This window comes from Cellulomonas terrae (genome assembly GCF_007990265.1).
GTDB lineage: Bacteria > Actinomycetota > Actinomycetes > Actinomycetales > Cellulomonadaceae > Cellulomonas > Cellulomonas terrae.
Genome location: NZ_BJWH01000004.1, coordinates 150987 through 164370, shown reverse-complemented (window position 1 = coordinate 164370; position 13384 = coordinate 150987). Strand labels below are relative to the sequence as shown.

Annotated in this window: 13 protein-coding genes and 2 tRNA genes; 5 read left to right on the top strand and 10 right to left on the bottom strand. The window is 73.8% G+C overall.

The features are described from left to right. Nucleotides 1–14: 14 nt before the first annotated feature. Entirely contained in the window at nt 15–1469 is a 1455-nt protein-coding gene (gene leuC / locus CTE05_RS06290) for a 3-isopropylmalate dehydratase large subunit (RefSeq protein ID WP_146845256.1), read from the bottom strand. Between the two features lie 106 nt (nt 1470–1575). On the opposite strand from leuC, the gene CTE05_RS06285 reads away from it, so the two are divergent. Beyond that, on the top strand, nt 1576–2295 hold the full coding sequence (locus CTE05_RS06285; protein ID WP_028046824.1) for an IclR family transcriptional regulator: 720 nt from the start codon (nt 1576–1578) through the stop codon (nt 2293–2295). A gap of 1 nt (nt 2296) precedes the next feature. After that, entirely contained in the window at nt 2297–2527 is a 231-nt protein-coding gene (locus CTE05_RS06280; protein WP_146845255.1) for a hypothetical protein, read from the top strand. 73 nt (nt 2528–2600) lie between these two features. Here CTE05_RS06280 and CTE05_RS06275 read toward each other — a convergent pair. The 5 genes from CTE05_RS06275 to CTE05_RS06255 form a co-directional block, all read right to left on the bottom strand. After that, nucleotides 2601–2673, bottom strand: a tRNA-Glu gene (locus CTE05_RS06275). 85 nt (nt 2674–2758) lie between these two features. Beyond that, nucleotides 2759–2830 (bottom strand) — tRNA-Gln (locus tag CTE05_RS06270). Between the two features lie 160 nt (nt 2831–2990). Continuing rightward, on the bottom strand, nt 2991–3446 hold the full coding sequence (locus tag CTE05_RS06265) for a DUF6912 family protein (protein WP_146845254.1): 456 nt from the start codon (nt 3444–3446) through the stop codon (nt 2991–2993). 79 nt (nt 3447–3525) lie between these two features. Then, nucleotides 3526–4794 carry a CpaE/TadZ family protein gene (locus tag CTE05_RS06260; RefSeq protein WP_146845253.1) on the bottom strand — a complete coding sequence of 423 codons (1269 nt, stop codon included), beginning with the start codon at nt 4792–4794 and terminating at the stop codon, nt 3526–3528. Between the two features lies 1 nt (nt 4795). After that, entirely contained in the window at nt 4796–5458 is a 663-nt protein-coding gene (locus tag CTE05_RS06255) for a CpaB family protein (protein WP_146845252.1), read from the bottom strand. Nucleotides 5459–5576: 118 nt separating this feature from the next. Here CTE05_RS06255 and CTE05_RS06250 point away from each other — a divergent pair, with 118 nt between their 5' ends. After that, complete coding sequence (locus CTE05_RS06250) at nt 5577–5810, top strand: helix-turn-helix domain-containing protein (protein WP_146845251.1); 234 nt, start codon at nt 5577–5579, stop codon at nt 5808–5810. Nucleotides 5811–5817: 7 nt separating this feature from the next. On the opposite strand, the gene CTE05_RS06245 is transcribed toward CTE05_RS06250, so the two are convergent. Continuing rightward, a complete protein-coding gene (locus tag CTE05_RS06245) occupies nt 5818–6339 on the bottom strand; it encodes a hypothetical protein (RefSeq protein WP_146845250.1) in 522 nt (173 codons plus the stop codon). Between the two features lie 372 nt (nt 6340–6711). Here CTE05_RS06245 and CTE05_RS06240 point away from each other — a divergent pair, with 372 nt between their 5' ends. Further along, nucleotides 6712–7572: a LysM peptidoglycan-binding domain-containing protein gene (locus CTE05_RS06240; protein WP_146845249.1), complete on the top strand. Its 861-nt coding sequence runs from the start codon at nt 6712–6714 to the stop codon at nt 7570–7572. Beyond that, on the top strand, nt 7569–8201 hold the full coding sequence (locus CTE05_RS06235; protein WP_146845248.1) for an Rv3235 family protein: 633 nt from the start codon (nt 7569–7571) through the stop codon (nt 8199–8201). Before CTE05_RS06240 ends, CTE05_RS06235 begins: the two co-directional genes overlap by 4 nt. A 54-nt stretch (nt 8202–8255) precedes the next feature. Here CTE05_RS06235 and secA read toward each other — a convergent pair whose 3' ends face one another. The 3 genes from secA to CTE05_RS06220 are packed head-to-tail and all read right to left on the bottom strand — an operon-like array spanning nt 8256 to nt 13310. Further along, nucleotides 8256–11063 (bottom strand): preprotein translocase subunit SecA, encoded by a 2808-nt coding sequence (secA, locus tag CTE05_RS06230; RefSeq protein WP_146845247.1) that lies wholly within the window; start codon nt 11061–11063, stop codon nt 8256–8258. Further along, nucleotides 11026–12048 carry a DMT family transporter gene (locus tag CTE05_RS06225; RefSeq protein WP_146845246.1) on the bottom strand — a complete coding sequence of 341 codons (1023 nt, stop codon included), beginning with the start codon at nt 12046–12048 and terminating at the stop codon, nt 11026–11028. The genes secA and CTE05_RS06225 overlap by 38 nt, the downstream gene beginning before the upstream one ends. Continuing rightward, entirely contained in the window at nt 12045–13310 is a 1266-nt protein-coding gene (locus tag CTE05_RS06220) for a winged helix-turn-helix domain-containing protein (protein WP_146845245.1), read from the bottom strand. Before CTE05_RS06220 ends, CTE05_RS06225 begins: the two co-directional genes overlap by 4 nt. Between the last annotated feature and the right edge of the window lie 74 nt (nt 13311–13384).

Sequence of the window (13384 nt, the reverse complement as noted above, 5' to 3'; positions counted from 1 at the left end):
CTCGCTTTCCTGGGTCAGACCGTCTGGAGGTCGGTGAGGGGGCTGCCGTCGGGCGTCGGCGCGCCCGTCTCGAGGTCGGCGTAGGACGACAGCGTGCCGCGGATGGCGGTCGCCGCGGCGACGAGCGGCGAGACCAGGTGCGTGCGTCCGCCCTTGCCCTGCCGGCCCTCGAAGTTGCGGTTCGACGTGGACGCCGAGCGCTCCCCCGGTGCCAGCTGGTCGGGGTTCATGCCCAGACACATCGAGCAGCCGGCATTGCGCCACTCGGCGCCGAAGTCGAGGAAGATCTTGTCGAGCCCCTCGGCCTCCGCCTGGAGCCGCACGCGCGCCGACGCCGGCACCACGAGGACGCGGACGTCGTCGGACTTGTGCCTGCCCCGGATGACCTTGGCCACCGAGCGCAGGTCCTCGATGCGGCCGTTGGTGCACGAGCCGATGAAGACCGTGTCGACCTTGATCTCGCGCAGCGGCTGCCCCGGGGTCAGGCCCATGTACTCGATGGCCCGCTCGGCGGCTCCGCGCTCGTCGGCGTCGGCGATCTCCTCCGGCACCGGGACGGACCCGGACAGCGGCAGACCCTGGCCGGGGTTGGTGCCCCAGGTGACGAACGGCTCGAGGTCCTCGGCCTTGAGGACGACCTCGACGTCGAACTCCGCGTCGTCGTCGGTCCGCAGCGTGCTCCAGTACTCCACCGCGGCGTCCCAGTCCGCGCCCTCAGGCGCGTGCGGGCGCCCCTTGAGGTAGTCGAACGTGGTCTGGTCGGGGGCGATCATGCCCGCGCGCGCACCGGCCTCGATCGACATGTTGCAGACCGTCATGCGGGCTTCCATCGACAGCGCGCGGATGGCCTCGCCGCGGTACTCGAGCACGTAGCCCTGACCGCCGCCGGTGCCGATCTTGGCGATGATCGCCAGGATGATGTCCTTGCTCGTCGCGCCGGCGGGCAGCTCGCCGTCGACCGTGATCGCCATGGTCTTGAACGGCGCCAGCGGCAGGGTCTGCGTGGCGAGCACGTGCTCGACCTCGCTGGTGCCGATGCCGAACGCCAGGGCGCCGAACGCGCCGTGCGTCGAGGTGTGCGAGTCCCCGCAGACCACGGTGAGCCCGGGCTGGGTCAGCCCGAGCTGCGGGCCGACCTGGTGGACGATGCCCTGGTCCGCGTCGCCGAGCGAGTGGATCCGCACGCCGAACTCCGCGGCGTTGTTGCGCAGGGTCTGGATCTGCGTGCGGCTCGTCTCGTCGGCGATGGGCCGGTCGATGTCGAGCGTGGGGGTGTTGTGGTCCTCGGTCGCGAGGGTGAGGTCCGGGCGGCGAACCGTGCGGCCTGCCAGGCGGAGCCCCTCGAACGCCTGAGGGCTCGTCACCTCGTGCACGAGGTGGAGGTCGATGTAGAGGAGGTCGGGCGCCCCGTCGGTGCCCCGTCGCACGACGTGCGCGTCCCAGACCTTCTCCGCCAACGTGCCGGCCATCTTCTCGGTCCGTTCTCTCGTTCGTTCTCTCGGCCGGGAGTGTGGTTTTCCCGGCTCGTCTGCCGTCGTACTTGCATCTCAGCCTGCGAGACGCCAATATCGACCTATGGACAACTCTAGCGGAGTCGGCGTGCTGGACAAGGCCGCGTCCGTTCTCAGCGCCCTCGAGGCAGGCCCGGCCACGCTCGCGCAGCTCGTTACCGCCACCCATCTTGCTCGACCGACGGCCCACCGGCTGGCCGTGGCGCTCGAGCACCACCGGCTCGTCGCGCGTGACATGCAGGGTCGGTTCGTGCTCGGACCCCGCCTCTCGGAGCTCGCGACGGCCGCCGGCGAGGACCGTCTGCTCGCCGCGGCCGGCCCCGTGCTGGCCGCCCTGCGCGACCACACGGGCGAGAGCGCCCAGCTCTACCGCCGCCAGGGGGACCAGCGCATCTGTGTCGCCGCGGCCGAGCGCCCGATCGGCCTGCGCGACTCGATCCCGGTCGGCGCCACCCTGACCATGCACGCCGGTTCCGCCGCGCAGATCCTGCTCGCCTGGGAGGAGCCCGACCGGCTGCACCGCGGCCTGCAGGGCGCCAAGTTCACCGCGACGATCCTGTCCGGCGTCCGCCGCCGCGGCTGGGCGCAGTCGGTGTCCGAGCGCGAGGTCGGCGTCGCGTCGGTGTCCGCGCCGGTGCGCGGGCCGTCGGGCCGCATCGTGGCCGCCGTGTCGGTCTCCGGGCCGCTCGAGCGGCTCTCCCGGCAGCCGGGCCGGCTGCACGCCGCCGCGGTCGTCTCGGCGGCCAACCGGCTGACCGAGGTCCTGCGACGGACGGCGGACTGACGTGGCCGTCCGCGGGGCCGCCGCCTCGCGGCGCCGCCTGCGCCGGCGGGTGGCGATCGTCGCCGGCACCGCAGGTCTCGCCCTGGGCGCGGTCCTCGCCCTCCTGGGCGGCGGGGGCGCCGGCGACGCCGTGGTCACCGGCGTGCTCGTCGGCGCGATCGCCGCGGTGATCGGCTGGGGTGTCGTCGCGCTCCTGCCCACGTCGTCGCACGGACCGCCCGGCCAGCACTGACCTCGGAGCGACGAGTCCTCGCGGCCATCAGCAACGCAGAAGGCCCGGTCATGGTGACCGGGCCTTCTTGACGTACCCCCGACCGGATTCGAACCGGCGCTACCGCCGTGAGAGGGCGGCGTGCTAGGCCGCTACACAACGGGGGCCTATACGCTGCTCGGCCCGTGGGCCTCGCTTGCGAGTGAACACTCTACCCGATGCTCCGAGGAGATCGAGCCAGCGGTGCTCGCGCTGGGGTACCAGGACTCGAACCTAGACTAACTGAACCAGAATCAGTCGTGCTGCCAATTACACCATACCCCATGGGGGTATAACGCCCGGAGCTCGAAGGTCGCCTGGCGGGGCGGACCCGCGTGCATCCGGACGTCGTACCGGCGGTGAACACTACCCGAGCGCCGAGGCCGGGTCCAACCGGCGACCCGCCACGTGACGAAGCCCACCCACGGGGCCGGCCCCCGCCGTGTCAGCGCGGGACGCTCCCGAGCTCGGACGCGTCGTACCAGAGCAGGTCGCGCTCGTCGAGGCGCGCGGCAGCCGCCTCGTCTCCCCCGGCCGCCAGCGCGACGTCGGTCGCTGCCGCGGGTTCGTCGACGTGCGCGCAGATGACGTCGGCCTGCGGGACGGCACGCGTCAGCTCGACGGCGCTCGGCACGTCGTCGTCGTCCGACAGCGCGAGCACCGCCGCGTCGGCGACGTCCGCCGACACGACGCACCGCAGCTGCGGGGCGTCCCGTCGCTCGCCCAGGAGCACGAGCGAGTCGTCGGCAGCCGCCAGCTGGGCGGCGTACTCCAGACCCTCGTCGTCCTCGTCGGGGAACATCGCCCGCAGCGCCGGTGTCACGGCGTGCGCACGGCGCGCCGACAGCGGCGGGGAGGCGGGGTCGAGCTCGTCGAGCGAGGCGGGGAGGTAGATGCGCACGGGGCCAGTGTGCCGCTTCCACGCTCGCCCGCTCGTCCGGACGCGCACGGGCCGCGGGCGCCGGTGCGCGCCACCCGCCTCAGCAGACGACGGACTCCTCGACAGACTCCTCGAGGGGTGCGGCGACGAGCAGCCCGTCGACCCGTGCCGCGACCCCTGCCAGGACGCGTCGCACAGGGGACCCCGGCGCCGCCTCTCGCAGCGTCCGGGCCTCGAGCAGGGCCGTGTCCAGGGCCGGACGGTCGTCGGGCACCAGGTGCGCGTCGGTGACTCCTGCGTACCGGGCGAGCGCCTGGCCGACGGCGTCGGCAGGATGCGGGCCCGCGACCGACGCCCGGACCCGGTTCACCAGGACGAACCGCGTGCTGCCCAGCCCGAGGTCGGTGAGCTCGCCCAGGCCGCGGACGAGCCGCTGGATGCCCACCGGGTCCCCCGCGCCGACGACGAGCACGACGTCGGCGGCCTCCAGGGCGCTGAGCGTGGCGGCGTTCCTGCGGGGTGCCCGGGTGTCGTAGCTGAGCGCCTCGTCCTGCTCGAGGCAGAAGCCGCAGTCGATCACCGTCCACTCGGCGAGCCCCCGCGCGACCGTCCACACCGCGTCCAGCGACGAGGACGGGAGCTCCGGCCAGCGGTCCGCTCGCGAGATGCCCGACAGGACCCGCAGGCCGGGGGCGATCGTCGGCGTGAGGCGAGCGAGGGTCATCAGGTCGAGCGTGCCCTGCCCGGCCGCCCGTGCGGCGGCGGCGAGCCCGGGCGCCTCGTCGAGCATCCCGACCACCTGCGCGACGCTCCCGCCGTAGGTGTCGGCGTCGACGAGCAACGTCCGGCGTCCGGCGGCGGCGAGCTCTGCTGCCACGTTGACGGCCACGGTCGTGCGGCCGGGTGCACCCGTCGGACCCCAGACGGCGACGACGAGTCCGCGCGCCGGACGCCGGACGGTCTGCTCGTCGGGCCACGACGGCTCGGGGTCGCCCTCAGGTGCGGCGCCGAGGATGGCGAGCGCCTCCCGCACGACGTCGCTCGCGGACGCCTCGTCGTGCGGCGCGACGGTCACCAGGTCCGCGCCGAGCGCCACGAGCCGCTCCCCGAGCCACGGGCGCGTGGCGTCGCCGATGCCCACGACACGGACCCCGGCCCGGTGCAGCAGCTCGATCGCCTCCCGGTCGAGAAGGTCGAGGTCGCCCGAGACGACGGCCAGCCGCCCCAGCCCCGCCTCGGCGGCCGCCAGCAGCTCGGTGAGGTCGGCGCACCGCCTGGTCACGCTGAGCCGGCCGCCCGTCTGCTCGACGGCCTGGACGATGATCGCCTCCGCCGACCCCTGGACGGCGCAGAGCACCCCGACCGCCACGTCAGCCTCCCGTGCCCAGGACCGGGACGACGTCGACCGTGCCCTCGGCCGCGAGCGCGGTCAGGATCGCGGGCAGCAACGAGCTCGGGACCAGGACCTGCACGACCGTCCCGCCGGACCCGCCGAAGGCGCCGGAGGGCGTGCTCACCTCGGCGACCGTGAGGCCGCCGGCCAGCTCGTCCGGCGCGCCCGGCTCGGCCTCGTCCGTCGGGGCGGGCGGCGTGAACCACAGGTCCACGAGGGCGCCCGGGACCACGTCGCTCGACGGCGCGCGGGTCAGCGTCACCGAGACGGGGCGCAGGTCGAGGTCCGCCGACGAGCCCACCGCTGACGCGGGCACCAGCTCGCCGCGACCGACGGCACGGACGGCCACCACGTCGCTCGCGACCGCCCGGTCGGCGCGCAGGTAGTGGTCGAGGTTGACGGTGCCCAGCCGGACGTCGACGACCGCGAGCTCGTCGGCCGCGACGCGGTCACCCGGCACGAGCGCGGCGCGCGTCACATAGACGGGAACGGTGGACTGCGCCGTGCGCACCGCCCACGAGCCGAGCAGCACCGACGCGGCGACCATCGCGATCCCCGCCAGCAGCCGAGGGTCACGCCAACCGGGGCGCCGCAGCCGAGCCGCCACCGGTGCAGGCAGGTCCATCACGCTCGTGTCCATCGGCTCCCCTGGGTCGTGGTGCGGCGGTGCAGACGGCCATCCTGCCGTCTGCCGACCGGCGCGAACGGAGCATTGTGGACAACCGGGTCCGGGCGCCACCGCGTGCCACACTGCGGTCATGTCTTCGCGGTTCCTGACCCTCGCGGACGTCACCGAGGTGCTGAACATCTCGGCGCCGCAGGCCTACGCGCTCGTGCGCTCCGGTGAGCTGCCCGCCATCCAGATCGGCGGGCGGCTGCAGTGGCGCGTGGAGTCGACCGAGCTGGAGAAGTACATCCAGCGGATGTACGAGCAGACGCGCGCCCGCATCTCGAGCGACGGCGGCTCGGTCGCCGACGGCGCCGGGGACTGACCGGCCCTCACCCCGTCTGGACCGCGCGCAGCGTCGCGAACGTGACCGCCCACGTGCCGCGCCGCCCGTCGACCTCCGCGAGGTCCAGGTGGTCCGCCCCGACGCGCTCGATGCGACCCGTCAGGTCGGCGTCCGCGGCGCGCACCCTGACCACGGCGCGGTCCCGAGCCAGAGCGCGCAGGGCGTGCCCGAGGCCCAGGCGCGCCTTCACCGCACGGGGCGCCGGGGCCGCGTGCGTGACGAGCCCGTCGAGCGCTGCCGCGGCGGTGACCGGGACGAGCGCCCGCCGCACGGGAGACGTCGCCACCAGGAGCCACTCCGGCGCGGCGTCGACCAGCTCGCCCTCGACCACGTCGGCACCACCCACCAGCACCCGCACGGGTCGACCGATCGACGCACGGGCCCGCGCAGCGAGGGTGATCGAGGCTCGTTCGGCGCGCGCGAGCTCGGCCACGTCGGCGCGGACGTCGGCGAGCCGACCGGCCGCGAGCTGGGCCTCCATGTCCGCGAAGAGCGACTCCCACCGCATGCGTGCACGGTACCGGTGCCTCCTGCCCGACCAGCGCCGCTGCCGTCCTCACCGGCGCCCGTCGGCCCGCGGCCACGGCCCGCGGCTACGGCCTGGCCGACAAGCGGCGCTGAACCGGTGGGGCGACGGTGACGTCGTGGCCGTGTGCAGATCGGTGATCTGGCCCGGAGCAGCGCGTACAGGCCCTCGACCTGGAGCTGCGTGACGAGATGGCGACGCCCCACTCCACCGAGCCGGCGACGGAGCCGCCGAACCGCCGCATGTCGGACATCGCTGGACAAAATGGAGCGCGCTCAGGTACATCTATGCCACGCAAGCAACACCAAACTGCATCAAACGACATGGTCAGGGGCGAACATGGTGGGCACGGAGATGCGAGGAGCAGGGGGGCCGATCGGTGGGCTGCTCGCGGGGACGCTGGCGTCGGCCGCGCTGGCGGGGGTGCTCGCGCACCACGTGCGGACCGTGCTGTCGGACCACGTCGGCCCGTGGCAGGTCGACGCCGTCATCGAGGTCGCCGTGACCGCCGCCGGAGCGCTCGTCGCGGTCTGGCTGGCGGCCGGCGCCCTCCTCGCGACCGTGTGCGTCGTCGTGCGGGTCGCCGGCGCGAGCTGGCGGGCCGGCGAGCGGCTGGTGCACCGGTGCGCGCCACAGGTCGTACGCAAGGCTCTTGTGCTCGCCGTCGGGGCGGGGATCGGGCTCGGCATGGCGACCGGCGCGTCGGCCGTCGTACCCGTGCCCTCGCCGTCGTCGGCCACCGTCGAGCCGCACGACGCCGCCGTGCCCGACGACCTCGGGTGGGCGGTGACGACGACCTCGACCAGCACCCCGGACCCCGACCTCGCGCCACGACCGACCACGGTGACCGAGCCGTCCGCGTCTGCGAGCGCCGCGCCGGCCCCCGCGGAACCGGTCCCCGCGCCGGCACGCCCGGCGCCCGGTCCGACCGCTCCGCCCGGGCACGCCACGGCGGCCGTCGAGACGGCCGCCGCCGACCACGTCCGGACACCCCCGGCGCCCGTGGGGTCCGGCGAGGTGGTCGTGGAGGCCGGAGACAGCCTCTGGGCGATCGCGGCACGCCACCTCCCGTCAGGGGCGACCGATGCGCAGATCGCCGCCGCGTGGCCGCAGTGGTACCAGGCCAACGTGGCGGTGATCGGTGCCGATCCCGATCTCCTCCGGCCGGGTCAGGTGCTCCTGGTGCCCGCGACCGCCGGGGAGCCGGCACTGTGAGCGCCGACGTCGGAGCCGTCGTCCTCACCCGTGGCAGGACCCCCGCCGAGGACGCCTTCGCCCGGGTGCGCGGGGCGGAGGACAGGCAGCGCGGGCCTGGTCCCACCCGACCGGGAGCCGTGCGCGCGCGCCGTCCCCAGGTCCGGCTGGTCCCCGCGCTCGCGCCCTCCCTCGTCGAGGAGGCGACCGGTCCCGCGCACGCGGTGCCGGAGACCGTCGCCGGCCGGATCGCGGTCCTGCGGGTCACCGACCGGTCGCTCGTCATGGAGGCCGACGACGACTCCCCCCGCCTGCTCCCCGACGGCGACCCGGCGACGGTCGCCCGCGCGGTCGCGCTGGCGTCGCTGGAGGTGCTCGCCGGTCGGCGCTCCGTGGCGCAGCTCGCCCGCTGGCTCACCCCGGGCGTGTACGAGTCCCTCCAGGTCCGGGCAGGCTTGACCCAGCGCGTCCTCGGCACCGGCGGCGGGGGCAGACCGCCCTCGATCCGTCGCGGTCGCGCCTGCCGCGTCGACCCGCACGTGCTGGAGGCGAGCCTCGTGGCCGACGACGGCGTCCGGGTGCGCGCTGTCGCGCTCCGGCTGGAGGGGCACCGCGGCTCGTGGCGCGTCACCGCGCTCGAGATCGGCTGAGCCCGGACGCACGCGAGCCCGCCCCCGGTGCACGGGGACGGGCTCGCGTCCGTGTCAGCGCTTGCGCTGCTGCTTGGCCGCCTTGCGACGGGCCTCGCGGTTGGCCTCGCCGTCGGCCGCGGCCGGACGGGCGCCTGCGGCCCTGCCACCGGCGTCGCCGCGGGTCACCACCCCGCCGTCACCGTCCACCGACGGCGCGCTGTACTGCAGCGGTGCGCGCTGCTCGGGGCCGTCGATGCCCTTGGCCACGAGCCGGCCCGGCGTCGGGCCGTCGGAGACCGACCGCGGCAGGGCGGCCTGGGCGCCCGCGCTCGCGGCGGCAGCGACGGCGGAGTCGGCGGTCACCGCGGGAGCCTCGGGGGCTGCGACCTGGACCTCCAGGTTGTACAGGTACCCGACCGTCTCTTCCTTGATGGCGTCGGTCATCGCGTTGAAGAGCTGGTAGCCCTCACGCTGGTACTCCACCAGGGGGTCGCGCTGCGCCATCGCGCGCAGGCCGATGCCCTCCTTGAGGTAGTCCATCTCGTAGAGGTGCTCGCGCCACTTGCGGTCGAGGACCGACAGGGTCACCCGCCGCTCGAGCTGGCGCATGTTCTCCGAGCCGATCTGCTCCTCACGCTCCGCGTAGGCGTGCTCGGCGTCCGAGAGGATCTCCCGCTCGATGAGCTCGGCGGACAGCCGGGTGGGGCCGCCGGCCTGCTCGACGACCTCGTCCGGGGTGATCGTGACGGGGTACACGGCCTTGAGGGCGGTCCACAGCGCGTCGAGGTCCCAGTCCTCCGGCCGACCCTCGGCGGTGGCGCCGGTGATGTAGGCCGAGAGCACGTCGGAACGGAAGTGCTTGACCTGCTCGTGCAGGTCCTCGCCCTCCAGCACGCGACGGCGCTGCTCGTAGATGACGACGCGCTGCCGGGACATGACGTCGTCGTACTTCAGGACGTTCTTGCGGATCTCGAAGTTGCGCGACTCGACCTGCGACTGCGCCGACTGGATGCCGCGCGTCACGATCTTCGACTCGAGCGGCATGTCCTCGGGGAACCCGGCGCGCGTCATCATCGACTCCGCGAGCGAGGAGTTGAACAGGCGCATCAGGTCGTCCTGCATCGACAGGTAGAAGCGCGACTCGCCCGGGTCACCCTGCCGGCCGGACCGGCCGCGCAGCTGGTTGTCGATGCGGCGCGACTCGTGGCGCTCGGTGCCGAGCACGTAGAGCCCGCCCAGCTCGACGACCTCGTCGTGCTCCGCGGCGACGGCTTCCTTGGCCTTCTCGAGCGCGGCGGGCCAGGCGGCCTCGTACTCCTCCGGCTGCTCGGCGGGCTCGAGGCCGCGGGCTGCGAGGTCCGCGACGGCCATGAACTCGGCGTTGCCGCCGAGCATGATGTCGGTGCCGCGGCCGGCCATGTTCGTCGCGACGGTGACGGCGCCCTTGCGGCCCGCCTGCGCGATGATCGACGCCTCACGCGCGTGCTGCTTGGCGTTGAGGACCTCGTGCGGGACGCCCTGCTTCTTCAGCTTGGACGACAGCAGCTCGCTCTTCTCGACGCTGGTGGTGCCCACGAGGACCGGCTGACCGTGCGCGTGCCGCTCGACGATGTCCGCGACGACGGCGTCGAACTTGCCGTCCTCGCTCTTGTAGACGAAGTCGCGCTGGTCGATGCGCTGCATGTCGCGGTTGGTCGGGATGGGGACGACGCCGAGTTTGTACGTGCCCTGGAACTCGGCGGCCTCGGTCTCGGCCGTACCGGTCATCCCGGAGAGCTTGCCGTAGAGACGGAAGTAGTTCTGCAGCGTGATCGTGGCGAGCGTCTGGTTCTCGGCCTTGATCGCCACGCCCTCCTTCGCCTCGATCGCCTGGTGCATGCCCTCGTTGTAGCGACGGCCCGGCAGGATGCGGCCCGTGTGCTCGTCGACGATGAGCACCTCGCCGTTCATCACGACGTAGTCCTTGTCACGCTTGAACAGCTCCTGCGCCTTGATGGCGTTGTTCAGGAACCCGATGAGCGGCGTGTTGAGGGACTCGTAGAGGTTGTCGATGCCGAGGTAGTCCTCGACGCGCTCGATGCCGGGCTCGAGCACCCCGACGGTGCGCTTCTTCTCGTCGACCTCGTAGTCGCGCTCGGGCTGCAGGCGGCGGACGACCTTGGCGAACTCGGCGTACCAGCGGTTGGTGTCGCCGGACGCGGGTCCGGAGATGATCAGCGGGGTTCGCGCCTCGTCGATGAGGATGGAGTCGACCTCGTCGACGATCGCGAAGTTGTGGCCACGCTGGACCAGCTCGTCGACGCTCCACGCCATGTTGTCGCGAAGGTAGTCGAAGCCGAACTCGTTGTTCGTGCCGTACGTGATGTCGCACGCGTACTGCTTGCGGCGCGTGGCGGGGTCCTGGTTGGACAGGATCACGCCGCTGGTCAGGCCGAGGAACCGGTAGACGCGGCCCATGAGCTCGGACTGGTAGCTGGCCAGGTAGTCGTTGACGGTGACGACGTGCACGCCCTTGCCGCTCAGGGCGTTCAGGTACGCGGGCGCGGTCGCGACGAGGGTCTTGCCCTCACCGGTCTTCATCTCGGCGATGTTGCCCAGGTGGAGAGCGGCACCGCCCATGAGCTGCACGTCGAAGTGGCGCTGCCCGAGCGTGCGCCGCGCGGCCTCGCGGACCGTGGCGAACGCCTCGGCGAGGATGTCGTCCAGCGTCTCGCCCTCGGCGAGCCGGGCGCGGAAGCGGTCGGTCTCCTCGCGCAGCTCGGCGTCGGACAGCGCGACGAAGCTGTCCTCCAGGGCGTTGACCTGCTGGGCGATGCCCGACAGCTTCTTGACGATCCGGCCTTCACCGAGGCGCAGGACCTTCTCGAGGATCGCTGGCACGCACTACTCCCGACGTGTTCGCGCTCCGGGCGCGCGCGGCGTCGGAGCGGCTGAGGTGACCGGCCGCACGGCCGGGCGCGTCCATCGTAGGCGAGCCTGCGCGGCGTGGTCGAAGAACGACCACCGCAGCTGCCAGCAGGAGGGCACCGACGACGCCGGCAGGGCCGAGGCGCTCGTCGCGCAGCAGCACCGCGCCGACGGTGGCGGTCAGCGGCTCGAGCAGGGCGAGCAGCGCCGCGGTCGTCGCGGGAACGTGCCGCAGGCCCGTGAAGTAGGCGCTGTAGGCCGCCGCCGTGGGGACGACGGCGAGGTAGGCGAGGAGCACCCAGCCCTCCGCGTCGGACGGCACACCGAGGCCGGGACCGGCCACCGCGGCGACCGGGAGCAGCAGGATTCCGCCGAGCGTGAACGAGGTCGCCGTGAGGGGTAGTGGACCCAGTCCGGGCACGCTGCGGCGGTTCAGCCCGGTCATCGTCGCGAAGGCCGCAGCCGCCACGAGGGCGAGCAGGGCACCGGACGCGGTCCCCGGACCGGCCGCGTCCGACGGGCCCACCAGGAGCACCAGCCCGGTCAGCGCCATCCCGAGCGCGACCAGCGTGCGCGGCGACGGGGGCCGCCGGGCGGACACGGCGGTGCCCACGGCGACCAGGATCGGAGCGGCCCCGAGAGCGACCAGCGTGGCCACCGCGACCCCCGCCCGCTGGACCGCCGCGAAGTACGCGGCCTGGTACACGGCAGCGAGCAGAGCGGTCTCCACGACGAGCAGGACGACCGGGCGCGTCCGGGCGAGTCCGCGCAGCGCGCCGGTCACCGCGAGCGCCAGGAGCAGCACGCCCCCGCCACCCAGCAGCCTGTACGCGGCGACGGTCAGCGGCGGCAGGCCGGCGGCATCGGCGAGCGCTGCACCGGCCAGGCCGCCCGTGCCCCACAGGGCGCCGCCGAGCGCGACGAGGGCGAAGTCGCGCGGCCGCGTCTCGGGCGTCATGCCGACCGGACGGCGATCGCAAGGTCCGCCGCGAGGTCACCGCGCAGGACGCCGTCCCGGTCGCCGACCATGATGTCGTCGAGGCACAGCCACCCGGCCAGCTCGTGCAGCTCCGCCGCGAGCGGCTCGACGACGTCGGCGTCCGGCACCGTCGAGCCCGTCGCCCGGTGCGCGGAGAGCACGCGCAGGACCCCCGCCTTCCGGTCGGCCTTGAGGTCCACCAGGGCGGGCAGCGACTCTCCCAGCAGGAACGGCAGGACGTAGTAGCCCCAGACCCGCTTGGGCTCCGGGGTGTAGATCTCGATGCGGTAGCGCAGACCGAACAGCGCCTCCAGCCGGCGGCGCTCGAACACCAGCGGGTCGAACGGGTTCAGCAGGGCGCGACCGGTGGCCCGGCGGGGCAGGTCGGCGTCCCGGTGCCGGTACACCGGCCCCTGGTTCCACCCGTCGACCACCACCTCCTGCAGCACGCCCTCCTCGACGAGGTCGGCGATCGCCGGCACCACCCGGGACTCCTTGATGCGGAAGTAGTCGGCGAAGCTGCGCAGCGTGCCGATGCCGTGCGCCCGTGCACCGATCTGCGTGAGCGCCCGGACCGCGTCCTCGTCCGAGGGTTCGGGCAGAGCCAGCACGTGGGGTGGGAGCACCCGGCTGGTCAGGTCGTAGCGGCGCTCGAACGCCCCGTTGCGACCCGCCGACGTGATCTCCCCGGTGAAGAAGAGGAACTCGAGGACGCGCTTGGCCACCGACCAGTTCCACCCCCACTCCCCGCGAGTGGTCGGGTGGTCGGCCTCGAAGTCCTGCTGCACCTGCCGCGCGGTGACCGGACCGCGCTCGGCGATGATGGTGCGGACCTCCTCGACCAGCGGCGAGTGCTTCATCGGCACCTCCGCGATCGCGCCCCACGCCTGGTCGAGGTACGCGCGCTGCCGCCAGCCCAGCAGTCGGAACGTCTCCGGGGGCACGTACGACGCCTCGTGCGCCCACGTCTCGACGAGCCGGCGCGGCGCCGTCCCGGACGCCCGGTCGAGGAGGGCGGGGTCGTAGGCGCCCAGCCTCGAGAACGCGGGCAGGAGGTGCGCGCGGGCCAGCACGTTGACGGAGTCGATCTGCAGCACGCCGAGACGGTCCACCACCTGCTGGAACTGCCGCATCGTGGGCGCAGCTGGCCGCACCGGGCGAGGACGGTCGAGGCCCTGTGCGCGCAGCGTGATGCGACGGGCCTGCGACAGCGTGAGGCGTTCAGCTCCGGGGACGGTCACCCGGACATCTTTGCGTGCCCCACCGACACGACGACGCCCGGCCGGTCGGGTCGACCGGGCCGGGCGTCGTCGTC